The 25,167-nt window shown below is 65.9% G+C and carries 22 protein-coding genes; 7 read left to right on the top strand and 15 right to left on the bottom strand.

The features are described 5' to 3' along the window. Positions 1-46 precede the first annotated feature (46 nt). The 6 genes from BO1_RS26395 to yacG all read left to right on the top strand — a co-directional run bounded on the left by BO1_RS26395 (position 47) and on the right by yacG (position 5,541). Complete coding sequence (locus BO1_RS26395) at positions 47-1,381, top strand: GspE/PulE family protein (protein ID WP_084688198.1); 1,335 nt, start codon at positions 47-49, stop codon at positions 1,379-1,381. After that, positions 1,378-2,589, top strand: a complete 1,212-nt coding sequence (locus BO1_RS26390; RefSeq protein WP_028220122.1) for a type II secretion system F family protein — start codon at positions 1,378-1,380, stop codon at positions 2,587-2,589. Before BO1_RS26395 ends, BO1_RS26390 begins: the two co-directional genes overlap by 4 nt. A 77-nt stretch (positions 2,590-2,666) precedes the next feature. After that, positions 2,667-3,629 (top strand): prepilin peptidase, encoded by a 963-nt coding sequence (locus BO1_RS26385; protein ID WP_174490609.1) that lies wholly within the window; start codon positions 2,667-2,669, stop codon positions 3,627-3,629. A 3-nt stretch (positions 3,630-3,632) separates the two neighbouring features. Then, the gene (gene coaE / locus BO1_RS26380) at positions 3,633-4,235 is read left to right on the top strand and encodes a dephospho-CoA kinase (RefSeq protein WP_028220120.1); all 603 of its coding nucleotides are present in this window, start codon (positions 3,633-3,635) and stop codon (positions 4,233-4,235) included. Positions 4,236-4,445: 210 nt separating this feature from the next. Then, entirely contained in the window at positions 4,446-5,201 is a 756-nt protein-coding gene (zapD, locus tag BO1_RS26375) for a cell division protein ZapD (protein ID WP_028220119.1), read from the top strand. Positions 5,202-5,343: 142 nt separating this feature from the next. Beyond that, positions 5,344-5,541 carry a DNA gyrase inhibitor YacG gene (gene yacG / locus BO1_RS26370; protein ID WP_028220118.1) on the top strand — a complete coding sequence of 66 codons (198 nt, stop codon included), beginning with the start codon at positions 5,344-5,346 and terminating at the stop codon, positions 5,539-5,541. A 108-nt stretch (positions 5,542-5,649) separates the two neighbouring features. On the opposite strand, the gene BO1_RS26365 is transcribed toward yacG, so the two are convergent. From BO1_RS26365 to secA, 4 genes are all read right to left on the bottom strand, one after another. Beyond that, positions 5,650-6,072, bottom strand: coding sequence for an NUDIX domain-containing protein (locus BO1_RS26365; protein WP_028220117.1), 423 nt, complete (start codon positions 6,070-6,072; stop codon positions 5,650-5,652). Then, a complete protein-coding gene (locus BO1_RS26360) occupies positions 6,069-6,941 on the bottom strand; it encodes an ATP-binding protein (RefSeq protein ID WP_028220116.1) in 873 nt (290 codons plus the stop codon). The genes BO1_RS26365 and BO1_RS26360 overlap by 4 nt, the downstream gene beginning before the upstream one ends. A gap of 79 nt (positions 6,942-7,020) precedes the next feature. Next, on the bottom strand, positions 7,021-8,262 hold the full coding sequence (gene argJ, locus BO1_RS26355) for a bifunctional glutamate N-acetyltransferase/amino-acid acetyltransferase ArgJ (protein ID WP_028220115.1): 1,242 nt from the start codon (positions 8,260-8,262) through the stop codon (positions 7,021-7,023). Positions 8,263-8,436: 174 nt separating this feature from the next. Next, positions 8,437-11,235 (bottom strand): preprotein translocase subunit SecA, encoded by a 2,799-nt coding sequence (gene secA / locus BO1_RS26350; protein ID WP_028220114.1) that lies wholly within the window; start codon positions 11,233-11,235, stop codon positions 8,437-8,439. A 426-nt stretch (positions 11,236-11,661) separates the two neighbouring features. Here secA and BO1_RS52815 point away from each other — a divergent pair, with 426 nt between their 5' ends. Beyond that, entirely contained in the window at positions 11,662-12,216 is a 555-nt protein-coding gene (locus BO1_RS52815; protein ID WP_084688203.1) for a DciA family protein, read from the top strand. Between the two features lie 115 nt (positions 12,217-12,331). Here the strand turns inward: BO1_RS52815 and lpxC are convergent, their stop codons facing one another. From lpxC to mraY, 11 genes are all read right to left on the bottom strand, one after another. Further along, a complete protein-coding gene (gene lpxC / locus BO1_RS26340) occupies positions 12,332-13,249 on the bottom strand; it encodes a UDP-3-O-acyl-N-acetylglucosamine deacetylase (protein ID WP_028220113.1) in 918 nt (305 codons plus the stop codon). Between the two features lie 255 nt (positions 13,250-13,504). Next, entirely contained in the window at positions 13,505-14,014 is a 510-nt protein-coding gene (locus tag BO1_RS26335; RefSeq protein WP_028220112.1) for a peroxiredoxin, read from the bottom strand. Between the two features lie 300 nt (positions 14,015-14,314). Next, positions 14,315-15,508: a cell division protein FtsZ gene (gene ftsZ / locus BO1_RS26330; protein WP_028220111.1), complete on the bottom strand. Its 1,194-nt coding sequence runs from the start codon at positions 15,506-15,508 to the stop codon at positions 14,315-14,317. Positions 15,509-15,646: 138 nt separating this feature from the next. Further along, entirely contained in the window at positions 15,647-16,879 is a 1,233-nt protein-coding gene (gene ftsA / locus BO1_RS26325) for a cell division protein FtsA (RefSeq protein ID WP_028220110.1), read from the bottom strand. Between the two features lie 27 nt (positions 16,880-16,906). Beyond that, on the bottom strand, positions 16,907-17,662 hold the full coding sequence (locus tag BO1_RS26320; protein ID WP_028220109.1) for a cell division protein FtsQ/DivIB: 756 nt from the start codon (positions 17,660-17,662) through the stop codon (positions 16,907-16,909). Positions 17,663-17,722: 60 nt separating this feature from the next. Beyond that, positions 17,723-18,676, bottom strand: a complete 954-nt coding sequence (locus BO1_RS26315) for a D-alanine--D-alanine ligase (RefSeq protein ID WP_028220108.1) — start codon at positions 18,674-18,676, stop codon at positions 17,723-17,725. Positions 18,677-18,681: 5 nt separating this feature from the next. Further along, positions 18,682-20,076, bottom strand: a complete 1,395-nt coding sequence (gene murC, locus BO1_RS26310) for a UDP-N-acetylmuramate--L-alanine ligase (protein WP_028220107.1) — start codon at positions 20,074-20,076, stop codon at positions 18,682-18,684. Further along, positions 20,073-21,176: an undecaprenyldiphospho-muramoylpentapeptide beta-N-acetylglucosaminyltransferase gene (murG, locus tag BO1_RS26305; protein ID WP_028220106.1), complete on the bottom strand. Its 1,104-nt coding sequence runs from the start codon at positions 21,174-21,176 to the stop codon at positions 20,073-20,075. The genes murC and murG overlap by 4 nt, the downstream gene beginning before the upstream one ends. After that, positions 21,173-22,441, bottom strand: a complete 1,269-nt coding sequence (gene ftsW, locus BO1_RS26300) for a putative lipid II flippase FtsW (RefSeq protein WP_028220105.1) — start codon at positions 22,439-22,441, stop codon at positions 21,173-21,175. The genes murG and ftsW overlap by 4 nt, the downstream gene beginning before the upstream one ends. Beyond that, positions 22,438-23,955, bottom strand: a complete 1,518-nt coding sequence (gene murD, locus BO1_RS26295; RefSeq protein ID WP_028220104.1) for a UDP-N-acetylmuramoyl-L-alanine--D-glutamate ligase — start codon at positions 23,953-23,955, stop codon at positions 22,438-22,440. Before murD ends, ftsW begins: the two co-directional genes overlap by 4 nt. Before the next feature lie 42 nt (positions 23,956-23,997). Beyond that, complete coding sequence (gene mraY / locus BO1_RS26290; protein WP_028220103.1) at positions 23,998-25,167, bottom strand: phospho-N-acetylmuramoyl-pentapeptide-transferase; 1,170 nt, start codon at positions 25,165-25,167, stop codon at positions 23,998-24,000.

Below are 25,167 nucleotides of genomic sequence, written 5' to 3'. Positions count from 1 at the left end.
ATGATGAAGCCGTCTCTCGCTCACGGCGGCTTCGGGCCGGCAATCGATGTTTTCCATTCCTGATCGTTCCAGTACGCATGCCACGCACGGTGCGCGTGCCTGTGCAGCGCTTGTCACCGACGGCGCGACTACCGGTGGCGCCGTGCGCAGCGGCCTTGCTGCGCCAGCCTCCGCACCTGCCTCCATTGCGCCCGACGACGCACCGGCCGTGCGCCTGCTCGCCGAGACGCTGCGCGAAGCCGCGCGCCGCAACGCCTCCGATCTGCATATCGAGCCGCTCGAACACGGCTGGCGCATCCGCCTGCGCATCGACGGCGTGCTGCACGAGAGCGCGCGGCCGCCAGCGCACCTGCGCGATGCGTTCGTCACGCGCATCAAGGTGCTCGCGCGCATGGACATTGCCGAGCGCCGCATTCCCCAGGACGGGCGCCTGCGGCTCTCGCCGCGCGGCGAAACGCAGGCGCACGAGGACTATCGTGTGAACTCGCTGCCTACGCTGCACGGAGAAAAGCTCGTGCTGCGCCGGCTCGAAGCCTTGCCTGCCGACCTCTCGCTCGCCGCGCTGGGCCTCGATCAACCGCAGCAGCAAACGCTCGGTGCGGCGATTGGCGCACCGCACGGGCTCGTGCTGGTCACGGGCCCGACCGGCAGTGGCAAGACGCTCTCGCTCTATTGCTTTCTGCAGATGCTCAACAACGCGTCGCGCAATCTGTGCTCCGTCGAGGATCCCGCGGAAATTCAGCTCGCCGGCATCAATCAGGTCAACGTGCGCGAGAAGGCCGGGCTCACCTTCGCGCTGGCGTTGCGCGCGCTGCTGCGCCAGGATCCGGACGTCATCATGATCGGCGAGATCCGCGACGAAGAAACCGCCAGTGTCGCGGTCAAGGCGGCACAAACCGGCCACCTCGTGCTCTCCACCCTGCATACGAACGACGCGCCCGCGGCGGTCGCGCGGCTCATCGACATCGGCGTCGAACCATATAACCTCGCCGCGGCGTTGCGGCTCGTCACGGCACAGCGGCTCGTGCGGCGCTTGTGTGCGAAGTGCCGCGTGAGATCCGACGAATCGGCTGCGGCGCTCAGTGCGGCCGGTCTCGACAACGACGAGGGCGAAGCACCGCAAACGTCGCGGCCCTTTGTTGCGCGCGGCTGCGAGTCATGCCACGGCATCGGCTACCGCGGGCGGGTTGGCATACATGAAGTGATGCCGGTCAGCACCGCCATGCGCGAGCTGATCGTCGCGCAACGCAGCGCGCACGAGATTGCGCGCCAGGCCCGCACGGAAGGCGTGGCCACGCTGCGCGACGCGGCGCTCGCCCGCGTGCGCGACGGCACGACGAGCCTCGCCGAAGCGCTCTGCGCAACGGACACGCCATCGTGAAGCGCGCGCAGCCCGCGTCCGACTGGCGCTTCGCCTGGCGTGGCCTCGACGCGGCAGGCGCAACGCGAAGCGGCGTGCTGATCGCTTTCGATGCCGCGGCAGCGCGTAGCGTGCTCAAGCGCGAGCGCATCACCGCCACTGCGCTCGAGCGGCGCGGCCCGGCTCCGCAGCCGCGCGCGAGCCAGGCGGACATCACGCGCTTCACGCGTCAGCTCGCCAGTCTGCTGCGCGCCGGCTTGCCGCTCGCGAGCGCGCTCGAACTGCTCGCCCAGGCACCAGGACCGCGTGGCCTGCCCCGCATCGCCGCCACGCTCGCGCGCGAGATCACGGCGGGCATGCGCTTTTCCGATTCGCTCGCGCAGCATCCTTCACGGTTCGGCCCGCTCTACTGCCAGCTCGTGGCTGTCGGCGAGGCCTCAGGCGCGCTCGCCGCCGTACTCGCACGCATCGCCGACGACCGTGAGCGCGCCGCCGCGCAACGCGCCAAGGTACGCGCGGCGCTCACCTACCCGGTCGCGGTGCTGCTGCTCGCACTCGCCATTACGGCGGCGCTGCTGGTCTGGGTCGTGCCCACCTTCAAGCAGATCTTCGAAGGCTTCGGCGCGGCGCTGCCCGCCCCCACTCAGTTCGTGCTGATGCTCTCGGCTGCCGCCGCACGCTGGAGCGTCCCCGCCGCCGGCTGCGCCGCCAGCGCCACTTTCGCCCTGCACTCGCTGTTGCGGCGCTCCGAAGCGGCGCGCCTCAGGTTCGGGCGCATCGTGCTCGCCCTGCCGCTCGTGGGCGCGCTGCTAACTACGCAGTGCGCCGCACGCTGGAGCCGCGCGCTCGGCACACTGCTCGCCGCCGGCACGCCGCTCGCCGATGCCTTCGACTCGCTTACGCATGCCAGCGGCAACGCCTTCTTCGACGCCGCGAGCGCCAATATCAGCGCGCGGCTGCGGCATGGCGAACGGCTCGCCTCGGCCATGCGCTCAGCCGGCTGCTTTCCCGCGGACGTGATCCAGCCCGTTGCGGTCGCCGAGGAGTCGGGCGCGCTCGACGCCATGCTGCTCGACGTGGCCGCGCTCGCCGACCGTCAGGTGGACGAAAAGATCGCACTCGTCGCAAGCCTGTGCGAGCCGCTCGTGATCGTGGTGCTCGGCGCGCTGGTCGGCGGCCTCGTCGTCGCCATGTATCTTCCCATCATTCAACTCGGCAACGTGGTGTAGCATCGCTGCCAGATTACGGTTCTCCACTCATGTCCGTCCTCCTTTCGTCCGCCGCCGCTGCTGCACCCGCGTCTTCCATGATGGATTCGACTGCCCGTGCCGCGTCGCTTGCGCCGGCAACGTCCATCGATACGGCCGCCTCCTTCGCCGCCGCCATCGGCGCGCTGCCGCCCGGGATGCTGATGGGCTTCGCGATCGTGATCGGTCTTGTCGTCGGCAGCTTCCTGAATGTGGTCGTGCATCGACTGCCGATCATGCTCGAGCGCGCGTGGCGCGCCGATGCCGCCGAGGCGTTCGGTCACGCGCCTACGACCGGCGAGCTGTTCGGAAACGACAGCGCACCCGACGGCCTGCCCGCCCGCTACAACCTGTGGCTGCCACGCAGCGCCTGCCCACATTGCGGTCACGTGTTGCGCGTGTGGGAAAACATTCCCGTTGCAAGCTGGCTCGCGCTGCGTGGCCGCTGCTCGCAGTGCGGCTCGCGCGTGAGCGTGCGCTACCCGCTGATCGAACTCGCTGGCGCAGTGTGCGCGGCCGGTGCATTGCTCGCGTTTGGCCCTACTGGCAAGGCACTTGCTGCGTTCGCGCTGTGCGCGACGCTCATCGCAACGAGCGCCATCGACCTCGAACATCAACTGCTGCCCGACGCGATCACGCTGCCGCTGATCTGGGCCGGCCTGCTCGTGAATCTCGCGGAAACGTTCACCGATCTGCACACCGCCGTAATTGGCGCCGTGGCGGGCTATCTCGCACTCTGGTGCGTCTACTGGCTGTTCAAGTTACTGCGCGGCGTCGAAGGCATGGGACACGGCGACTTCAAGCTGCTCGCGGCGCTCGGCGCCTGGCTCGGCTGGACCGCGCTGCCGCAGATCGTCGTGATCGCCGCGGTCACCGGTGCCGTGATCGGCCTCGCCGCCACCTTGAGCGGACGCATGCGCTTCGAAGAGCCGCTGCCCTTCGGGCCGTATCTCGCTGCGGGCGCACTCGTCACGCTGTTTGCGGGCACACCGCTTTATGCTGTCTTTGCGTGGGGGAATTGACCGATGATTGCGGTCGGATTGACTGGAGGTATCGGCAGCGGCAAATCCACTGTCGCGGACCTGTTCGCGGCGCGCGGCGTGCCGCTCGTCGACACGGATGTGATCGCGCACCGCATCACCGCGCCGCACGGTATGGCCATGGCCGCGATCGCCGCGCAATTCGGCCCTGAATTCGTCGCCGCCGACGGCTCCATGGACCGCGCACGCATGCGCGCGCTCGTGTTCGGCGACGAGTCGGCGCGCAACCGCCTCGAAGCCATCACGCACCCGCTGATTCGTGCCGAAACCGAGCGCGAAACGCGCGAGGCCAACGGCCCTTACGTGATCGTCGTGGTGCCGCTACTCGTTGAATCCGGCAGTTGGAAAACACGTGTCGATCGCGTGCTCGCCGTGGATTGCAGCGTGGAAACGCAGATCGCACGCGTGATGCGCCGTAACGGCTTCACGCGCGAACAGGTGCTCGCGATCATCGCACGCCAGGCCACGCGCGAAGCACGCCTTGCCGCCGCCGACGACGTGATCGTCAACGACGGCGCCACGCTCGAAACACTCGCTCAGGATGTCCAAACGCTGCACGAGCGCTACCTCGCACTGTCACGCGCGTAACGAAGGGTAAAAGCGCTGGTCAAAGCGCACGCGGCGCGCGGCGCGGCGGGGTTCGCCGTTTCACGGCACTTCGCGGTACAGGGCTGCGGCATTCGTCAGGAAAATGCCCTGAATTAGGCGCGGGCACGGGCTGCGTGCGATTGCGACCGCAGACTCGCGGCATTAGAATGTGCTGCAATCCTTTACCGACCACGTCCGAGGCGAGCGCGCTTGATTCTTTACGAGTATCCCTTCAACGAGCGAATCCGGACGCTGCTGCGCCTCGAAGATCTTTTCGAGCGCTTCACGTTTTTCCTGACCCAGGAGGATCCGAGGGAACATCACGTTGCGCTCACGACGCTCTTCGAAATCGCGGAAGTCGCTGGCCGCGCCGACCTCAAGTCGGACCTCATGAAGGAACTCGAAAGGCAACGTCAGACGCTCGCACCGTTCCGCGGCAATCCCGGCATCGAACAGAACGCACTCGAAGCCGTCCTCGGCGAGATCGAGCAGACGCTCGCAGGTCTCACGCAGATGCAGGGCAAGACCGGCCAGCATCTTGCGGACAACGAATGGCTCACCAGCATCCGTAGCCGCGCCATCATTCCGGGCGGCACCTGCAAGTTCGATTTGCCTTCGTACTACGCATGGCAGCAGTTGCACCCCGATCAGCGCCGCCAGGATATCGCCAAGTGGGTCACGCCGCTCCTGCCGCTGCGCGACGCCGCGAGCATCGTGCTGCGTCTTGCGCGCGAGTCCGGTCAGGCATCGAAGGTGATGGCCATGCAGGGCAGCTATCAGCAGATGCTTTCGGGCCGCACGTATCAGCTGATGCAGGTGCGCGTGGCACCGGAATTGCGCGTCATTCCCGAAGCGAGCGCCAACAAGTACATGCTCTGGGTGCGCTTCACCGTGCAGGACGGCGATCTGCGTCCGCGTGCCGTCGATCAGGACGTACCGTTTCAGCTCACGCTGTGCAGCCTGTGAGGGTCAGCCCGTGAGGTACAGCCCGTGAAGGCACGCGAATTGCGCGCCTGCTGACGCGCTGCGTTGTTTGCTATTCTTTGCGAATCTCGGCGCCGCCATGCGAGGCGGCACCAAGTCACAGACCCACAGACCGTTCGACCGAATGACCACCGTTGTCAAATGCCCCACCTGCGGCAAGGATGTCCGTTGGGTGCCGGAAAACCGCTTCCGCCCGTTCTGCTCCGAACGCTGCAAACAAATCGATCTCGGCGCCTGGGCCGCCGAAAAGTATCGGATCGGCGGCAACGAAGAAGATACGCCGCCCGATGATGAGGCGCCGCCCACGGACACGCGCCAGTAAGCGCGTCCGCCGTCGCCACTCGCCGTCTCACGCTTGCGCGCGAGACGTAAAAAAAGCCGCTGCGCGTTGTCGCTCAGCGGCTTTCGTCTTTCTGGAACGGAGGCAGGCTCACTCCGCCGCCAGCCACTCCAGCACAGGAATCGTCGCGGGCAGCAGCGGCTCGACACTCGCGGGCAGCGACTGCCAGACGAACGCCTGCCCTTCGCGGCCATGCGGCTCGCCGGTCCACTCCGTGACCTTGCAGAAGTAGAGCCGCACATAGGCATGCGGGTAATCGTGCTCGAGCGTATGCCACAGATGGCACGCTGTCACGTCGATCCCCAGTTCCTCGTGCAGTTCGCGCGCCAGTGCGGCCTCGACGGACTCGCCCTTTTCCAGCTTGCCGCCCGGGAACTCCCAGTAGCCCGCATAGGGCTTGCCTTCGGGGCGCTGGGCCAGCAGATAGCGGCCGTCGGGCTGCACCAGCACGCCCACGGCGACTTCCGTCACCGGACGCGCCGGCGCAGCCGGGTCCTTCACCTGATCGCTCATGCCTCTTGCGCCTTCTTGCCCGACCAGTCGCGCGCGAATTGCCACGCCACGCGGCCCGAGCGCGAGCCGCGCTCGAGCGCCCAGACGAGCGCGTCGCCGCGCGCCGACTCGACTTCGGCGTCGCCGCAACCGAAGTGGCGCAGCCAGTGGCCGACGATCGTCAGATAGTCGTCCTGCTTGAACGGATAGAAGCTCACCCAAAGGCCGAAGCGCTCGGAGAGCGAAATCTTCTCTTCCACCACTTCGCCCGGATGAATCTCGCCGTCGGGCATGTGCTTGTACGACTCGTTGTCGCTCATGTACTCGGGCAGCAGATGGCGGCGGTTCGAGGTCGCATAGATCACCACATTGTCCGACTGCGCGGCCACGGAGCCATCGAGCGCCACCTTCAGCGCCTTGTAGCCCGACTCGCCCTCTTCGAACGAGAGGTCGTCGCAGAACACGATGAAGCGCTCGGGGCGCTTCGAGATCAGGTCGACGATATCGCCGAGATCGTGCAGATCGTCCTTGTCGACTTCGATCAGGCGCAGGCCGTCTTTCGCGTACGCGTTCAGGCAGGCCTTGATGAGCGACGACTTGCCGGTGCCACGCGCGCCCGTCAGCAGCACGTTGTTCGCGGGCTTCTTCTGCACGAACTGCCGCGTGTTGCGGTCGATGAGGTCTTTCTGCCGGTCGATGTTCTGCAGGTCGTCGAGCGAGATCGTCGAGATGGCCGGTACCGGCTGCAGGAACCCGCGGCCCTGGCGCTTGCGCCAGCGGAACGCGACGGCCGCACTCCAGTCGACTTCGGGCGCGGACGGCGGCAGCACGGCTTCAAGGCGGCCGAGCAACGCTTCGGCGCGGGTCAAAAACTGTTCGAGCTTGTCCATGGGAATCGAGCTTGCAATCAGGAATCGCGGTCAGGACCGCCTATAGAAGCGCGGTCGCGAGCCGCAGTTAGGACCCGTATCAGGACCGATAGTCGGCGTTGATACTCACATAGTCGTGCGAGAGATCGCAGGTCCAGACCGTGGCCTGCGCATCGCCGCGGCCGAGCAGCACGCGGATCAGGATCTCGCTCTTCTTCATCACGCGCTGGCCGTCTTCCTCGCGGTATTCGGGGTTGCGCCCGCCCGCCTTGGCAACGAGCACGTCGTCGAGATAGAGGTCGATCTTTTCGACATCGAGATCCGTCACGCCCGCATAGCCGATGGCGGCCAGAATGCGGCCCAGGTTGGGATCGGACGCGTAGAACGCCGTCTTCACGAGCGGCGAGTGGCCAATCGCGTAGGCGATCTGGCGGCACTCGGCCACGTCCTTGCCGCCTTCGACCTGCACGGTCATGAACTTGGTCGCGCCTTCGCCGTCACGCACGATCAGTTGCGAGAGCGTTTGCGCGACTTCGGTCACGGCGTCGCGCAGCGCGGCATAAGCGGGCGAATCGGTCGAGGTGATCGCCGGCAGGCTCGACTTGCCCGAGGCGATCAGGATGAACGAGTCGTTGGTCGAGGTATCGCCATCGATCGTGATGCAGTTGAACGAGCGGTCGGCCACGTACTTCACGAGCTCGTCGAGCACCGGCTGCGCGACGTTCGCGTCGAACGCGAGGAAGCCGAGCATGGTCGCCATGTTCGGCTTGATCATGCCCGCCCCCTTGCTGATGCCCGTGAGCGTGACCGTGTGGCCGTCGATCGTGACCTGGCGCGAAACGGCCTTCGGCAGCGTGTCGGTCGTCATGATCGCCTGCGCGGCGTCGTACCAGTTCGCTTCCTTGCGGTTCGCGAGCGCGGCGGGCAGCCCCGCCTTCAGACGGTCGATTGGCAACGGCTCCAGAATCACGCCGGTCGAGAACGGCAGCACCTGCGAGGGCTCGATGCCCGCGAGGCGCGCGAGCGCGTCGCAGGTCTCGCGCGCGTTCACGAGGCCCGGCTCGCCGGTGCCCGCGTTCGCGTTGCCGGTGTTGATCACCAGCGCACGGATCCCCTTGCCCCCCGCGCGCACCTTCGCGAGATGCTCGCGGCACACCGTCACCGGCGCGGCGCAGAAACGGTTGAGCGTGAACACGCCCGCGACGCTCGCGCCTTCATCGACGGAGATCACCAGGACGTCCTTGCGATTGGGCTTGCGGATGTTGGCTTCCGCCCAGCCGAGCGTCACGCCGGCGACTGGATGAAGTTGTGCGGGATCAATCGAGGGGAAATTGACAGCCATGGTGGCGACCTGTCGAAAAGGCAATGCCGGCCGTGGCGTCTGTCAGCCGGGCCGGCATTGCGGATTCAAAACATAAGGCCCGCCTGAAACATGCGGGCCACCGGAATCAACGGTCAAGCCGCGTGATGCGGCGAGCGGCGCGAGCTTCAAGACAAGTTCGCACCGCCATGCTCATCACGAGATCTTGCCGTGGCACTGCTTGTACTTCTTGCCGCTGCCGCACGGGCACGGATCGTTGCGGCCGACCTTCGGCACGCTGTCGCCCGCATGCGCGTGGCTCATCGCTGCGCCGACCATGGCCGCTGCGGCGTCCGCTGCCACGGGCGCCGCGGCTATCGGCGCCGCTTCGGCTTCGGCGAATTCGGCGTGACGGAATTCGACGTTATCCACCAGATGGCTGCCCTGCTCGTCCATCTGCTCGGCGACCTCTTCCAGCTGCTGCGGCGACTGGATCTGCACATTCATGACGATGCGCGTGACTTCCGTCTTCACGGCATCGAGCATCGCGGCGAAGAGCTCGAACGCCTCGCGCTTGTACTCCTGCTTCGGGTTCTTCTGCGCATAGCCGCGCAGATGGATACCCTGGCGCAGATGGTCGAGCGCCGCGAGGTGCTCGCGCCAGCTGCGGTCGAGCGTCTGCAGCATGACCGAGCGCTCGAACGCGCTGAACGATTCGCGGCCCACGAGCGCGACCTTCTGCTCATAGGCTTCGTCGGCGGCGGCCAGCACGGCTTCGAGAATCTCATCGGCGTCGATCGACGACGACTCGTTGATCATCTCCTGAATCGCGAGGTCGAGCTGCCACTCGTTGCGCAGCACTTCTTCGAGCTCGGGCACGTCCCACTGCTCTTCGATGCTGCCGTGCGGCACGAACTGACGCACGATGTCCGTGATCACGCCATGACGCATCGCGCCGATGGTCTCGGTGATGTCGTGCGCTTCGAGCAACTCGTTGCGCTGCTGGTAGATCACCTTGCGCTGGTCGTTCGAGACGTCGTCGTATTCGAGCAGCTGCTTGCGGATGTCGAAGTTACGCGCTTCGACCTTGCGCTGCGCCGACTCGATCGAGCGCGTGACGATGCCCGCCTCGATCGCCTCGCCTTCGGGCATCTTGAGGCGGTCCATGATCGCGCGCACGCGGTCGCCGGCGAAGATGCGCAGCAGCGGGTCTTCGAGCGACAGATAGAAGCGCGACGAACCCGGGTCGCCCTGGCGGCCCGCACGGCCGCGCAGCTGGTTGTCGATACGGCGCGACTCGTGACGCTCGGTGCCGATGATGTGCAGACCGCCCGCGGCCTTCACCTGATCGTGCAGCGTCTGCCACTCGTCGTTGAGCTGCTGGATGCGGCGCGCCTTTTCGTCGGCGGGAATCGCTTCGTCGGCTTCGATGAACGAGGCCTGCTTCTCGGCGTTGCCGCCCAGCACGATGTCGGTGCCGCGGCCCGCCATGTTGGTGGCGATGGTGATGCGCTTCGGACGGCCGGCTTCGGCGACGATCGCCGCTTCCCGTGCGTGCTGCTTCGCGTTGAGCACTTCGTGCGGCAGTCCGGCCTTCACGAGCAGGTCGGCGAGCAGCTCCGAGTTCTCGATCGAGGTCGTGCCGACCAGCACCGGCTGACCGCGCTCATAGCACTCGCGAATGTCGCGGATCACCGCGTCATAGCGCTCCTTGGCCGTCTTGTAGATCTGGTCCTGCTTGTCGATCCGCTTGGGCACGCGGTTGGTCGGGATCACGACCGTTTCGAGGCCGTAGATCTCGTTGAATTCGTACGCTTCGGTGTCGGCCGTGCCGGTCATGCCCGAGAGCTTCGCGTACATGCGGAAGTAGTTCTGGAACGTGATCGAGGCGAGCGTCTGGTTCTCGCTCTGGATCTTCACGTGTTCCTTCGCTTCCACGGCCTGGTGCAGGCCATCCGACCAGCGGCGGCCCGACATCAGACGGCCCGTGAATTCGTCGACGATGACGACTTCGCCGTTCTGCACCACGTAATGCTGGTCCTTGAAGAACAGCGTGTGTGCGCGCAGCGCGGCGTACACGTGGTGCATCAGCGTGATGTTCTGCGGCGCGTACAGGCTCTCGCCCTGACCGATCAGGCCCCACTCGGCGAGCATGCGCTCGGCCTTCTCGTGGCCCGACTCCGTGAGGAACACCTGGCGTGCCTTTTCGTCGAGCGTATAGTCGCCCGGCTTCTCCACGCCCGTGCCGTCGGCCTTCTCTTCGCCGATCTGGCGCTCGAGCAGCGGCGGCAGCGCGTTCATGCGCACGTAGAGCTCGGTGTGGTCTTCGGCCTGGCCCGAGATGATGAGCGGCGTACGCGCTTCGTCGATCAGGATCGAGTCCACTTCGTCGACCACGGCGAAGTTCAGCGCGCGTTGCACGCGCGCCTCGGTCTCGTAGACCATGTTGTCGCGCAGGTAGTCGAAGCCGAACTCGTTGTTCGTGCCGTAGGTGATGTCCGCGCCGTACGCCTCTTGCTTCATGGCGTGGTCCATCTGCGACAGGTTGATGCCGACGGACAGACCGAGGAAGTTATAGAGGCGGCCCATCCACTCGGCGTCGCGCTGCGCGAGGTAGTCGTTCACGGTCACGACGTGCACGCCGCGGCCCGACAGCGCATTGAGGTACGCCGCGAGCGTGGCGACGAGCGTCTTGCCCTCGCCCGTGCGCATTTCGGCGATCTTGCCGTAGTGCAGCACCATGCCGCCGATCAGCTGCACGTCGAAGTGGCGCATCTTCAGCACACGCTTGCTGGCCTCGCGGCAGACGGCGAACGCCTCGGGCAGCAGTTCGTCGAGCGACGTGCCATTGGCCACGCGCTCGCGGAACTCGGCCGTTTTCGCGCGCAGTTGCTGGTCGGTGTATTGCTCGATCGTCGGTTCGAGCGCGTTGATCGCCGCGACCTTCTTCTGATATTGCTTGATCAGGCGCTGATTGCGGCTGCCAAAGATTTTCTGTAAGAAACCGGTGGTCATCGGATCGGTGTCTGCGTCGCGGCTTCGGCCGGGATTCCTGCGCAATTCGCTTGCGGCCCTTGAGCACCCGGATTTCGCCAGGTTTGCAAACGATTCTCGCGCCACGCACCCGGATCGGAAGGACCTCGGCGGCTTAAGCCCAAATTGGTGGATTCGAATCGAGCATTTTAGCACGCACCCTGGTCGCCGCCCGTGTCAGCCGCTTGAAGGATGTCGTGCGCAACGCCCGCGCTGACGCGCCTTGCGAGCCGTCAAAACACGCAGCCGTAGCCGCATGTCGCGGCCCTCCGGCGCATTCGTCCAGCGGGCCCGGCAGCTTGCGGCCTGGCGGTCCTGCCCGAACGGCGGCAAGGCGCATCGAGGCCAAGTACGCAGGCTACAATGACGGCAATGCCGCGCAGCCCGCGCGCCTCCTCTTCCTGTCACATGAGCCGTTTCTCGCCGTTTTCAAGGCCGGATGCCGCAGCCTCTGGTGCGCGTAGCGCCGGTGTGCGTGCATCGGGCACTTCGGCCACGTCGGGCAAATCGCGCAAATTTGCCTCGCCGCGCGCACCGCAGCCGCTCACCGAAGTGCTGAGCCGCACCGATGCATTCGCGCCGTTGCGCGCCGGCGTCGAGCAGATCGCGGCGATCCAGCGCGACCTCGACGCATTGCTGCCCGACTATCTGGCCGCGAGCGTGGAACCCGGCTTCATCAAGGACGGCAAACTGGCCCTCTTCGCGGCACACAATGCCCTCGCGGCACGGCTGCGGCACCTCGAGCCGCGCCTCGTGGCCGACCTGCAGGCGCGCGGCTGGCCGCTCGACGGCGTGCGTATCCGCGTGCGCCCGCAGGCGGTGAAAGAGCCGCCCTCGCCGAAGCAGGCGCGCATGACACCGGCAGGCGCCGCGGCGCTCGCCGCGCTCAGCGAAAACCTGCCGCCCTCGCCGCTGCAGGAAGCGCTCGCGAAGATGGCCGCGCGCCATTTGAGAGGGCGCTGAGCAAGCTGGAAAAGCCAGGAAAGAAAGTGAAAAAGGGTGGCATCGAGCCACCCTTTTTCATTGCGCGTCCGGTGCAAACGCCCGGCGCACGAGTCAAACCAACCTCAAGTCAACTTCACGCGAATGCCGTCTGCGCTTCGTAGGCGAAGCCACGCGGCGCCTTCTGGGCATCGCCGAACGTGACGATCTCGTACGCGTCCTCGTGCGCGAGCAGCTCGCGCAGCAGGGCGTTGTTCAGGCCGTGGCCCGACTTGTACGCATCGTACGAAGCCAGCAGCGGATGGCCGACCACGTACAGGTCACCGATCGCGTCGAGCATCTTGTGCTTCACGAACTCGTCGTCGTAGCGCAGGCCGTCGTTGTTGAGGATGCGGTACTCGTCCAGCACGATCGCGTTGTCCATGCTGCCGCCGCGCGCAAGACCGAGCTCGCGCATCATCTCGACTTCGTGCGCGAAGCCGAAAGTGCGGGCGCGCGCGATCTCGCGCACGTACGAGGTATTCGCAAAATCGACTTCGAGCGCCTGGCCGGTCTTGTCCACGGCCGGATGACGGAAGTCGATCGTGAACTTCAGCTTGAAGCCGAAATACGGGTCGAGGCGGGCGAACTTGTCACCATCGCGCACTTCCACGGGCTTCTTCACCTTGATGAACTTCTTGGGTGCGTTCTGCTCTTCGATGCCGGCCGACTGGATCAGGAACACGAACGACGACGCGCTGCCGTCCATGATCGGAATTTCTTCCGCCGTCACGTCGATGTAGAGATTGTCGATGCCAAGACCCGCGCAAGCGGACATCAGGTGCTCGACCGTGGAGACGCGTGCGCCGTCCTTTTGCAGCACCGAAGCGAGGCGCGTATCGCCAATCGACATCGCCGACGCGGGAATGTCCACCGGTGTCGGCAAATCCACGCGCGAGAACACGATGCCCGTGTCCGGCGCCGCCGGGCGTAGCGTCAGATCGACCTTGCGGCCCGAGTGCAGGCCGATGCCGACCGTCTTCACGATCGATTTGATGGTTCGCTGCTTCAACATAGTTTTCTGCTCATTGAAAATCCCAATCGGGACTTTTTAATTCATAGCACGAATTATACTCCAAGTCTGCCGCATCCGTTGTCGCCGCGGGCATGACAATCTGTTTCCCGTTGTTACGCGAATGGGATGGAAGACGGGCCGATGACCGGAACGGAGGCGTTCCCGGCCAGCGGCCCGCACGGCTCGCAGTAATAGCCCGTCACATTTACGCCGCCGGCTCGTTGCGCTCAGGCAACGTGGGCGCGGCAAATGCGCTCATGTTGGGCTCAACGCGGCGAGTATGCTCGCTGCATCGCTGACTTCGAATTTGCCCGGTGCTTCGAGATTCAGCGTCTTGACCACGCCGTTGTCGATCACCATCGCGTAGCGCTGGGAACGGATCCCCATGCCGCGCGCCGACAAATCCTGCTCCAGACCGAGCGCACGGGTGAACGCCGCGCTGCCGTCGGCCATCATGCGGACCTTGCCCGAGGTCCGCTGATCACGCCCCCACGCGCCCATGACGAACGCGTCGTTGACGGACACGCACCAGATTTCGTCGACGCCCGCCGCGCGTAGCGCTTCGTACTGCTCGACATAACCCGGCACGTGTTTTGCCGAGCAAGTCGGCGTAAAGGCGCCCGGCAATCCGAAGATCACCACGCGCTTGCCCGCCGTCTGCTCGCGCACGTCAAAGCCGTTCGGCCCCAGCGTGCAGCCCGCACGCTCGTCTTCGATGAGCTCGAAGAGCGTTGCGTCGGGCAGCGTATCACCCACTTTGATCATGACTCGTCCTTCACATCGATGCGCAGAGCGCCCCGGCACGCTGGCAACCCGGTTGGCCACGCAGTTGGAAACTTCGCGCCGAAGACCTCGCCATTGTGCTACCGGCACGGATTGCCTGCATCTTTTTGCCGCGCGTCAAAACGCGGCGGACAGGCCGCCCTGCCAGGCATCCTCGCGGATGCGGCGTCGAGGTTCTTCTCACCTTCATTGCTACGTCATGCCGGCCGTTCCGTCTGCGAGCGGGTGCACCCATCACTACATTTGCACCGCGCCGCAGCTGGAACTCGCTCGCAGCCCGCTTCAGTCGGCCTGCTTGCGCAGGAACGCCGGGATGTCGTACGTGTCGACGCCCTTTTCCTGCAGCGCCTGAACGTGCGAAGCCGCGGTGTCGCGCGACGTGCGCCAGACAGCCGGCGTGTCGAGCGCGCCGTAGTCGGCGGTGTGGCCCTGCTGCGGCGCGTAGGAGTGCTGAGCGGCGGCAATCGGGTGATTGTCCGTGCCGGTGCGCAGCAACGTCATCGGCGCGGCCTGCTGCTTGTTCGCCGCACGGCCGAGGCCCGTTGCCACCACCGTCACGCGCAGCGCGTCGCCCATCGCATCGTCGTACACCGCACCGAAGATCACCGTGGCGTCGTCGGCCGCGTAGCTCTTGATGGTGTTCATCACTTCGCGCGTTTCCGAGAGACGCAGCGAACGGCTCGACGTGATGTTGACCAGCACACCACGCGCGCCCGAGAGGTCCACGCCTTCGAGCAGCGGGCTCGCCACGGCCTGTTCGGCCGCGAGGCGCGCGCGATCGACGCCGGCCACCGTGGCCGTGCCCATCATCGCCTTGCCCTGCTCGCCCATGACCGTCTTCACGTCTTCGAAGTCGACGTTCACGAGGCCATCCACGTTGATGATTTCGGCGATGCCTGCAACTGCGTTGTTCAGAACGTCGTCCGCGCACTGGAAGCACTTGTCCATCTCGGCGTCATCGCCCATCACGTCGAACAGCTTGTCGTTCAGGACGACGATCAGCGAGTCGACGTGATCCTCCAGTTGCTGCGAGCCGGCTTCTGCCACGCGCATGCGCTTGCCGCCTTCGAACTCGAACGGCTTGCTCACGACACCCACCGTGAGAATGCCCATTTCCTTGGCGATCTGCGCGACCACGGGTGCCGCGCCCGTGCCCGTGCCGCCGCCCATGCCGGCGGTGATGAACACCATGTGCGCGCCGAGCAGTGCGTCGGCGATGCGCTCGCGCGCCTCTTCAGCCGCTGCACGGCCCATCTCCGGCTTCGCACCGGCGCCCAGACCCGTGTTGCCGAGCTGGATCACGGTCGGCGCGCGCGAACGCGAGAGCGCCTGGGCGTCCGTGTTCATCACGATGAAGTCGACGCCTTGCACGCCGCGGTTGATCATGTGCTGCACGGCATTGCCGCCAGCGCCACCGACGCCCACCACCTTGATGATGGTGCCGTTGGTTTCCGTTTCCAGCATCTGGAATTCCATGTTGCCTCCGTCAAGAAAAAGATATCCGCACCTCGGCCGTTATTCAGGGGTGAGTCGGGCAACCCTCCCCTGCGCGCCAGCCGCCGGCACCAGCGCTAATTCGGTCTCTGCTCTTGCCCTTCGCGTACGTGAGCCGCTTTAGAAGTTGCCGAGGAACCAGTCTTTCATGCGTGAAAAGACCTGGCCCATCGACCCCGACTGCACCGCGACCTTGCGACCGCGCATACGTTGCGCGCGGCCCTCGACAAGCAGCCCCATCGCCGTCGAATAGCGCGGATTGCGCACGACGTCGGCGAGACCGCCCGCGTACTCCGGCACGCCAATGCGCACCGGCTTCAAGAAAATGTCTTCGCCGAGCTCCACCATGCCCGGCATCATTGCGGCGCCGCCCGTGAGCACGACGCCCGAACTCAGCAATTCTTCATAGCCCGACTCGCGCACCACCTGTTGCACGAGCGAGAACAGCTCTTCCACGCGCGGCTCGATCACGGCCGCCAGCGCCTGGCGCGAGAGCGTGCGCGGACCGCGCTCGCCCAGCCCCGGCACTTCGATCATTTCGTCCGGATCCGCGAGCGCCTGCTTCGCGATGCCGTAGCTCACCTTGATGTCTTCCGCGTCGGGCGTGGGCGTGCGCAGCGCCATGGCGATATCGCTCGTCACCTGGTCGCCCGCGATCGGGATCACCGCGGTATGGCGAATCGCGCCTTCGCTGAAGATCGCGATGTCGGTCGTGCCGCCGCCCACATCCACCAGCACCACGCCGAGTTCCTTCTCGTCGTCGGTGAGGACCGCCAGCGACGAGGCCAGCGGCTGCAAAACCAGGTCGTTCACTTCGAGACCGCAGCGGCGCACGCACTTCACGATGTTCTGCGCCGCGCTCACGGCGCCGGTGACGATGTGCACCTTCACTTCGAGGCGGATGCCGCTCATGCCGATCGGCTCGCGCACATCTTCCTGACCGTCGATGATGAATTCCTGCGTGAGGATATGCAGCACCTGCTGATCGGTCGGGATGTTGATCGCCTTCGCGGTTTCGATCACGCGCGCGACGTCCGTCTGCGTAACTTCCTTTTCCTTGATGGCGACCATCCCGCTCGAATTGAAGCTGCGGATATGGCTGCCTGCGATGCCGGTGAACACGTTAGTGATCTTGCAGTCGGCCATGAGTTCCGCTTCTTCGAGCGCACGCTGGATAGACTGCACCGTGGCCTCGATGTTCACCACCACGCCCTTCTTGAGACCTTTCGATTCGCTCTGGCCAAGGCCGATGACTTCGTAATGGCCATCGCCCTTCATTTCGGCGACGACGGCCACCACCTTCGCCGTCCCGATGTCGAGGCTGACCAGCAGATCCTTATAGTCTTTACTCATATCGTGCTCGTTGCGTGTGATGTGCTGTTACTTCTTCCCCGGGGCCGGCGTGTCGCTGATGAAGCGCATGCCCGCCGCCCGAATCGCAAATCCGTTCGGATAGCGCAAGTCCGCATATTCGATCTCTTTCCCCCAACGTTGCGTGAGCGGCGTCCATGCCACGACGAGCCGGTGCGTGCGCTCGGCAAGCGTCTCGGCATTGCGCTCGCGCCCGAGCTCCACCTCCATGCCGTTCGAGAGCTTCACCGTCCACGCGTAGCGCGGCGAGAGCGTCACCTCGTCAGGCTCGAGGCCGAGCGGTGCAAACCACTTCTGGAAGTCGTGATAACGCGCGACCACCTCGGGCGCGGTGCCGTCCGGACCGTCGAACGCGGGCAAGTCGCCATCGAGCTCGCCCTGGTTCGCGGTGAACAGCTCGCCATCGGTGCTCACGAGCTGGTCGCTGCCCCACGTACCGAGCGGCTTGTACTCCTCCAGATTCACCGCAAGCGCGTTCGGCCACACGCGCCGCACGCTCGCATGGCGCACCCACGGCATCTGCTCGAACGCGGCGCGCGCGGTGTCCAGATTGACGGTGAAGAAGTTGCCCTTGAGGCGGCCAACCACGCTCGCACGCACCGTCGGTTCGTTGATGTGTTCGGTGTCGCCCTCGATGCGGATCTCGCGCAGCGCGAAATTCGGACGCTGCACGAGCCAGTAGCCACCGGCCGCCAGGAGCGCGAGCACGAGCAGCGCGTGCAACGCGTTGGCGGCGAGATTGAGCTGGCGTACGTTATTCCACATGTCGAGATTGTCGATTCAATGCGCGGACTGCAATTCGTTGGTCAGAGCTTATCTAGCGGTTCAATCCTTCAGCGTGAGCGCGAGCACCCGCACGACGAGGTCGCGATACTCGATGCCCACCGCGCGCGCGGCCTTCGGCGGCAGCGAGTGATCGGTCATGCCCGGCGCCGTGTTCACTTCCAGGAAGTACGGATTGCCCTGGCCGTCCATCATGAAATCGGCGCGGCCCCAGTCGGTGCAGCCGAGCACGTCGAACGCGCGGCGCGCGAGCTTCTTCAGTTCTGCTTCCTTCTCCGGCGCCACGCCACACGGAATCAGGTACTGCGTGGTGTCGAGGATGTACTTCGCGTCGTAGTCGTAGAACTCGCCCGCCGGCACGATCTTGATGATCGGCAGGTCGAGGTCGCCGGCCACGCACGCGGTGTACTCGCCGCCGCCTTCGATGCTCTTCTCCACCAGCACGATCTTGTCGTGCTTCGCGGCCTCTTCGATCGCCGGCACCAGTGCTTCGGCCGTCTTCACCTTGATGACCGCGACGCTCGAGCCTTCGCTCGCCGGCTTCACGAAGAGCGGCAGGCCCAGCTTCGCGACGATCTCGGGCGCACGCGCGGCGTAGTCGTCGCCGCGCAGCACCGCGACGAACGGCGGCGTGGGAATGCCCAGTTGCTGCCACACGAGCTTGCTGCGGAATTTGTCGAGCCCGAGCGCCGAGCCGAGCACGCCCGTGCCCGTATAGCGGATGCCGTAGAAGTCGAGCGCGCCCTGGATCTGGCCGTTCTCGCCGTAGCCGCCATGCAGCGCATTGAACGCGCGCACGAAGCCTTCGTCCTTGAGCGCCGAAAGCGGCCGCTCGGACGGATCGAACGGATGCGCGTCGATGCCGGCGCTTTGCAGCGCCTGCAGCACGAGCGTGCCCGACTTGAGCGACACCTCGCGCTCGGCGGACACGCCGCCGAACAACACCGCCACCTTGCCGAACGGCTTCGGATCGAAATTGGGATCGATACTGCTCATGTCACTCACGCCTTTTGTTCCTGTTGCGCGATCCGGCCCGGCACGCCGCCGATCGAACCCGCACCCATCGTAATCACCACGTCGCCGTCGCGGACCACTGCGGCCAGCGCGTCCGGCACTTCATCCACCGTTTCCACGAACACCGGCTCGACCTTGCCCGCCACGCGGATCGCGCGTGCGAGCGCGCGGCCGTCTGCGGCCACGATCGGCGCTTCGCCTGCCGCGTACACGTCAGTCAGCACGAGCGCGTCGACCGTCGAGAGCACGCGCACGAAATCTTCGAAGCAGTCGCGCGTGCGCGTGTAGCGATGCGGCTGGAACGCCAGCACGAGACGGCGATCAGGGAATGCGCCGCGTGCGGCAGCAATCGTCGCGGCCATTTCCACGGGGTGATGGCCATAATCGTCGATCAATGTGTAAGTGCCGCCGCCGTTCACGGGAATTTCGCCGTAGCGCTGGAAGCGCCGGCCCACACCGTTGAATTCCGCGAGCGCGCGCTGGATGTCCGCGTCCTTCACTTCGAGCTCGGTCGCGATCGCGATCGCGGCCAGTGCGTTCTGGACATTGTGCGTACCCGGAAGGTTCAACACGATGTCGATCGAAGGCGCGTCTTCGCGCATCGCCGTGAAGTACATCTTGCCTTCGCGCGCCATCACGTTGACCGCGCGCACCTGCGCATCGGGCGCGAAGCCGTAGCGGATGATCGGCTTCGAGACGAACGGCAGGATTTCCTTCACGTTCGGGTCGTCGACGCACAGCACCGAGATGCCATAGAACGGCAGGCGATGCGTGAATTCGATGAACGCCTGCTTCAGGCGCGCGAAGTCGTGCCCGTAGGTGTCCATGTGATCGGCGTCGATGTTCGTGATGACTTCGATCACCGGGAAAAGATTCAGGAACGAGGCGTCCGATTCGTCGGCTTCCGCCACGATGAAATCGCCCGTGCCGAGGCGCGCGTTCGCGCCCGCGCTGATCAGCCGCCCGCCGATCACGAAGGTCGGATCGAGCCCGCCCGCGGCCAGCACGCTCGCGACGAGCGAGGTGGTCGTGGTCTTGCCGTGCGTGCCCGCGATCGCGATGCCCTGCTTCAGGCGCATGAGCTCCGCGAGCATCACGGCGCGCGGCACGATCGGAATGCGGCGATGGCGTGCCGCGAGCACTTCGGGATTGTCGCTGCGCACCGCGGTGGAGACGACCACCGCATTCGCACCCTCGATATTCTGTGCGTCGTGGCCGATCGCGATGCGCGCGCCGAGCGCGGCGAGACGGTCGGTGACGGCGTTCTTCGTGAGGTCCGAGCCGCTCACGTGATAGCCGAGATTGACGAGCACTTCAGCGATCCCGCTCATGCCCGCGCCGCCGATGCCGACGAAATGGATATGTTTGACGATGTGTTTCATTGCTTTCCTCCCGGACTGGCGCCCGCCACGGCTGCGCAAATGCGCGCGACCTGATCGGCGGCGTCGGGTTTTGCGAGCGCGCGGGCGCGCTCGGCCATGTCAGCCAGAGATGCTCTGGTTTGTTGCTTGAGCCAGTCCGCGAGCGCCTCTGCAGAAAGCTCGCGTTGCTGCACCACACGCGCCGCGCCCTTTTGCGCGAGGAACGCCGCGTTGGTCGTCTGGTGGTCGTCGACCGCGTAGGGGAACGGCACGAACAGCGCCGCCACGCCCACGGCCGCGATCTCGGCCACCGTCATTGCGCCCGAGCGGCAGATCACGAGATCCGCGTTTTCGTAAGCGCTTGCCATGTCGTCGATGAACGGCACGAGCTGCGCCGTGTCACCGGGTTCGATTCCGGCATCGATATAGTTCTGACGCAATGCGTCGATATGCTTGGCGCCCGCCTGATGCACCACATGCGGGCGCTCGGCCGGCGCGAGCTGCGCGAGCGCGCGCGGCACGACTTCGTTGAGCGCCGCCGCGCCAAGGCTGCCGCCCACCACCAGCACGCGCAGCGGACCGCTGCGCGCCGCGTAGCGCGCCTGCGGCTGCACCACGTGCTCGAGTTCCGCGCGGATCGGGTTGCCGGTCCATTCGGCATGCGGCAACGCGCCCGGGAACGCCACGAGCACGCGCCTTGCGAGCTTCGCGAGCACCTTGTTCGCGAGGCCCGCGATCGAATTCTGTTCGTGCAGCACGAGCGGACGACCCGAGAGCGCGCTCATCACGCCCGCCGGGAACGTGATGTATCCGCCCATGCCGAGCACGACGTCGGGCTTCACGCGGCGCAGCGCCGCGAGACTCTGCGTACACGCGCGCAGCAGGTTTAACGGCAGCATCAGCTTGGTCTTGAACCCTTTGCCGCGCACGCCGCCGAAACGCACGTATTCCATGGCGATGCCGTGCTTGGGCACGAGCGTCGCTTCCATGCCCGCGGGATTGCCGAGCCACACGACGCGCCAGCCCCACTGCTCCATGCGATGCGCGACGGCGAGCCCCGGGAACACATGTCCCCCGGTGCCGCCGGCCATCACCATGAGCGTGCGCGTTGCTGCGGTCATACCTTTCCTCCGCGCATCAAAACCCGATTCTCGTAGTCGACTCGAAGCAGCACGGCAATCGCAATACAGTTGAGCAGAATGCCCGAGCCGCCATAGCTCACGAACGGCAGCGTGAGACCCTTGGTCGGCAGCAAGCCGAGATTCACGCCCATGTTGATGAACGCCTGCGCGCCGAACCACACGCCGAGCCCCTTCGCAATGAGCCCCGCAAACGTGCGGTCGAGCGCGAGCGCCTGGCGGCCGATCTCGAACGAGCGGCGCACGATCCAGTAGAACAGCAGGATCACGACGAGCACGCCCACGAAGCCGAGTTCCTCGCCGATCACGGCGAGAATGAAGTCGGTGTGCGCTTCGGGCAGATAGTTGAGCTTCTCGACGCTGCCGCCGAGTCCCACGCCGAACCACTCGCCACGACCGAATGCGATCAGCGAGTGCGTGAGCTGATAAGCCTTGCCCTGCGCGTAGCGGTCGTCCCACGGATCGAGGTACGCGAAGATCCGCTCGCGGCGCCACGGCGACGCCCACACGAGCAGCGTGAAGGTGCCGACCGCCGTGGCCACGAGGCCGCCGAACAGCTTGCCGTTCACGCCGCCGAGGAACAGCACGCCCATCGCGATCGCGGCGATCACCATGAATGCGCCCATGTCGGGCTCGAGCAGCAGCAGCGCGCCCACCACGCCCACGGCAAACGCCATCGGCAAAAAGCCCTTGGCGAAGCTGTGCATGTATTCCTGCTTGCGCACCGTGTAGTTCGCGGCATAGATCGTCACCGCGAGCTTCATGATTTCCGAAGGCTGCATGTTCGAGACGCCGAGCGGAATCCAGCGCCGCGCGCCGTTCACGCCCTTGCCGATGTGCGGGATCAGCACGATCACGAGCATCACCAGGGCGATGAGGAAGAGCTTCGGCGCGTAGCGGTCCCAGGTGGAAACGGGAATGCGGAACGCGAGCAGCGCCGCAACCGCGCCGATCACGAGCGAAACGATATGGCGCACGAGAAACGCGTAGTCGTGGTACGACGCGTACTTCGGCGAATCGGGCATGGCGATCGAGGCCGAGTAGACCATCACCACGCCAAGGCCGAGCAGCGCGATCACGGCCCACAGCAGCGAGTAGTCGTAGTCGAGCATGCGCGAGCGCGCGGGACGCACGCCGCTGACGGCACTCGAAATGCCGCCCGAGCGCGCGCCGGTGCCCGCCTGACTCTGCGCGCCGCCGCCCGTGTCACGCGACAGGCGCGCGCCGAACCGTTCGGACCAGCTCATATCATCGTCCCCCGTTCTGCGGCGATCTCTTCCACCGTGTCGTGAAATACGGCCGCACGATGGGCGTAGCCCTTGAACATGTCGAAGCTCGCGCACGCCGGCGAGAGCAGCACGACGTCGCCCGGCTCGGCGAGCGCCGTGGCCGCGCGCGTGGCGTCTTCCAGCGTGGTGTGGTCGCTGAGCGCAATGCCCGTGCTTTCGAGCGCTGCGCGAATCTGCGGCGCGTCGCGGCCGATCAGCATCACGGCACGGCACCAGCGCGCCACCGGGGCCGCGAGCGGCTCGAAGTCCTGGCCCTTGCCGTCACCGCCCGCGATCAGCACCGCGCGCTGCGCGAGGCCGTCGAGCGCCGCCACCGTCGCGCCGACGTTGGTGCCCTTGCTGTCGTCCACGTAGTCGATGCCGTCGATCGACGCGATCAACTCCACGCGGTGCGGCTCGCCGCGATACTCGCGCAGGCCGTGCAGCAGTGCGGCGGGCGCGAGGTCGATCGCGCGCGCGAGCGCGAACGCCGCGAGCGCGTTCGCCGCGTTGTGCAGGCCGCGGATGCGCAGCGCGTCCGCGGGCATCAGCCGCTTCATCGTGAGATTCACGGGCGCGGCGTCGAGCTGCTTGCGACGGCGCGGCGAGACGGGCTCATCCGTGGCGTCGCGGTCATGGGCCTCGACGAGCCACAGCATGCTGTTGTCGCGCGAGATGCCGTAGTCGCCTTCGCGCTGCGGCTCATTCAGGCCGAAGGTCACGACCTTCGCATTGCCGCTCTGTTGAACGCTCGCGAGCGACATCACGCGCGCGTCGTCGCGATTGAGCACGCGCGTGGTCGGCGCGCCGAAGATACGGCCCTTCGCGGCCGCGTAGGCGTCGATGCCGCCGTGCCAGTCGAGGTGGTCCTGCGTGATGTTGAGGATCGCCGCCGCGTCGGGTGCGAAGCTGTGCGCCGTCTCCAGCTGGAAGCTCGAGAGCTCGAGCACCCAGATGTCGGGCAGCGCGGTGTTGTCGATCGCCTCGGCGAGCTTGTCGAGCATCGCCGGGCTGATGTTGCCGGCCACGGCCACGCGCTTGCCCGCGCGCTCGCAGAGCATGCCTGTCAGGCTCGTGGTGGTGGTCTTGCCGTTCGTGCCCGTGATGGCGAGCACCTTCGGCGCGTAGCCGCTCTCGCCGAGATGGCGCAGCGCCTGCGCGAAGAGCTCGAGCTCGCCCCAGACTTCGATGCCACGCTCGCGCGCGGCGGCGATCAGCGGCACGAGGTCTGCGGCCAGCGGCGAGAGACCCGGGCTGATGGCGACGAGCTCGACGCCCTCGAGCAGCGCCGTGGAGAACGGCCCGCCGACGAATTCGGCGTCGATGCCGCGCGCAGCGAGCTCGGGTAAATTCGGCGGCGTCTCGCGCGTATCGGCGACGCGCAGGCGGCAGCCATGGCGCGCGCACCAGCGCGCCATCGCGAGCCCCGATTCGCCGAGCCCCAGCACGAGCACCATCGGCTTTTGCCGATCCCGAAACTTCTCGCCAAACATCGCTTGCTTCCCTTTCTTACCTGGTTGAACCCGTGGTGCCGATCAACGCAGCTTCAAAGTCGACAGGCCGATCAGGCACAGCATCAGCGTGATGACCCAGAAGCGCACGACCACTTGCGTCTCTTTCCAGCCGGACAATTCGAAATGGTGATGAAGCGGCGCCATCTTGAAGATGCGGCGCCCTTCGCCGTAACGTTTTTTCGTGTACTTGAACCACGTGACCTGCAACATCACGGAAAGCGTTTCGGCCACGAAGATGCCGCCCATGATGAAGAGCACGATTTCCTGGCGCACGATCACGGCGATCGTGCCGAGCGCGCCGCCGAGCGCGAGCGCGCCCACGTCGCCCATGAACACTTGCGCCGGATATGTGTTGAACCAGAGGAACGCGAGCCCTGCCCCGCCCATCGCCGAGCAGAAGATCAGCAGTTCGCCCGCGCCGGGAATGTGCGGGAAAAGCAGGTACTTCGAGTAGACCGAGCTGCCCATCACGTAGGCAAACACGCCGAGCGATGCGCCCACGAGCACGACCGGCATGATCACGAGGCCGTCGAGGCCGTCGGTGAGGTTCACGGCGTTGCTCGCGCCAACGATCACGAAGTACGTGAGTGCGATGAAGCCCCACACGCCGAGCGGATAGCTGATCGACTTGAGGAACGGCAGCAACAGGTCCGCGCGCGCGGGCAGGCCCATCGAGAGGCCGCTCCTCACCCACGCCATGAAGAGATCGAACACGCGCACGTTGCTCGCCTCGGACACGCTGAACGCGAGATACACCGCCGCGAACAGGCCGATCACCGACTGCCAGAAGTACTTCTCGCGCGAGGACATGCCGCGCGGGTCCTTGTAGACGACCTTGCGGTAGTCGTCGACCCAGCCGATCGCGCCGAAGCCGAAGGTCACGAGCATCACGATCCAGATGAAGCGGTTCGTGAGATCGCCCCACAGCAGCGTCGAAATGGCGATGCCCATCAGAATGAGCACGCCGCCCATGGTGGGCGTGCCCGACTTCACGAGGTGCGTCTGCGGGCCGTCCGTGCGCACGGCCTGGCCGACTTTCATTTCGGTGAGCTTACGGATCACCCACGGGCCGAAGAAAAGCCCGATCGCCATCGCGGTGATGGTCGCCATCACCGCGCGGAACGTCAGATAACTGAACACGCGCAAGAAGCTTGCGTCATTCTGCAGCCATTGCGCCAGCGCCAGTAGCAT

Source organism: Paraburkholderia oxyphila NBRC 105797 (assembly GCF_000685075.1).
Classification (GTDB): domain Bacteria; phylum Pseudomonadota; class Gammaproteobacteria; order Burkholderiales; family Burkholderiaceae; genus Paraburkholderia; species Paraburkholderia oxyphila.
Note: the sequence above shows the minus strand (reverse complement) of the source record. Positions and strands in the feature narration are given on the sequence as shown.

Excerpts from the sequence above, each read along its gene's own strand:
- BO1_RS26360 (WP_028220116.1), bottom strand. The coding sequence starts at position 6,941 with ATGGACAAGCTCGAACAGTTTTTGACCCGCGCCGAAGCGTTGCTCGGC.
- BO1_RS26335 (WP_028220112.1), bottom strand. The coding sequence starts at position 14,014 with ATGATCAAAGTGGGTGATACGCTGCCCGACGCAACGCTCTTCGAGCTC.
- BO1_RS26365 (WP_028220117.1), bottom strand. The coding sequence starts at position 6,072 with ATGAGCGATCAGGTGAAGGACCCGGCTGCGCCGGCGCGTCCGGTGACG.
- yacG (WP_028220118.1), top strand. The coding sequence starts at position 5,344 with ATGACCACCGTTGTCAAATGCCCCACCTGCGGCAAGGATGTCCGTTGG.
- murC (WP_028220107.1), bottom strand. The coding sequence starts at position 20,076 with ATGAAACACATCGTCAAACATATCCATTTCGTCGGCATCGGCGGCGCG.
- argJ (WP_028220115.1), bottom strand. The coding sequence starts at position 8,262 with ATGGCTGTCAATTTCCCCTCGATTGATCCCGCACAACTTCATCCAGTC.
- secA (WP_028220114.1), bottom strand. The coding sequence starts at position 11,235 with ATGACCACCGGTTTCTTACAGAAAATCTTTGGCAGCCGCAATCAGCGC.
- lpxC (WP_028220113.1), bottom strand. The coding sequence starts at position 13,249 with ATGTTGAAGCAGCGAACCATCAAATCGATCGTGAAGACGGTCGGCATC.
- murG (WP_028220106.1), bottom strand. The coding sequence starts at position 21,176 with ATGACCGCAGCAACGCGCACGCTCATGGTGATGGCCGGCGGCACCGGG.
- BO1_RS26315 (WP_028220108.1), bottom strand. The coding sequence starts at position 18,676 with ATGAGCAGTATCGATCCCAATTTCGATCCGAAGCCGTTCGGCAAGGTG.
- BO1_RS26320 (WP_028220109.1), bottom strand. The coding sequence starts at position 17,662 with ATGTGGAATAACGTACGCCAGCTCAATCTCGCCGCCAACGCGTTGCAC.
- mraY (WP_028220103.1), bottom strand. The coding sequence starts at position 25,167 with ATGCTACTGGCGCTGGCGCAATGGCTGCAGAATGACGCAAGCTTCTTG.
- ftsZ (WP_028220111.1), bottom strand. The coding sequence starts at position 15,508 with ATGGAATTCCAGATGCTGGAAACGGAAACCAACGGCACCATCATCAAG.
- ftsA (WP_028220110.1), bottom strand. The coding sequence starts at position 16,879 with ATGAGTAAAGACTATAAGGATCTGCTGGTCAGCCTCGACATCGGGACG.
- murD (WP_028220104.1), bottom strand. The coding sequence starts at position 23,955 with ATGTTTGGCGAGAAGTTTCGGGATCGGCAAAAGCCGATGGTGCTCGTG.
- BO1_RS26395 (WP_084688198.1), top strand. The coding sequence starts at position 47 with ATGTTTTCCATTCCTGATCGTTCCAGTACGCATGCCACGCACGGTGCG.
- BO1_RS52815 (WP_084688203.1), top strand. The coding sequence starts at position 11,662 with ATGAGCCGTTTCTCGCCGTTTTCAAGGCCGGATGCCGCAGCCTCTGGT.
- ftsW (WP_028220105.1), bottom strand. The coding sequence starts at position 22,441 with ATGAGCTGGTCCGAACGGTTCGGCGCGCGCCTGTCGCGTGACACGGGC.
- BO1_RS26385 (WP_174490609.1), top strand. The coding sequence starts at position 2,667 with ATGATGGATTCGACTGCCCGTGCCGCGTCGCTTGCGCCGGCAACGTCC.
- coaE (WP_028220120.1), top strand. The coding sequence starts at position 3,633 with ATGATTGCGGTCGGATTGACTGGAGGTATCGGCAGCGGCAAATCCACT.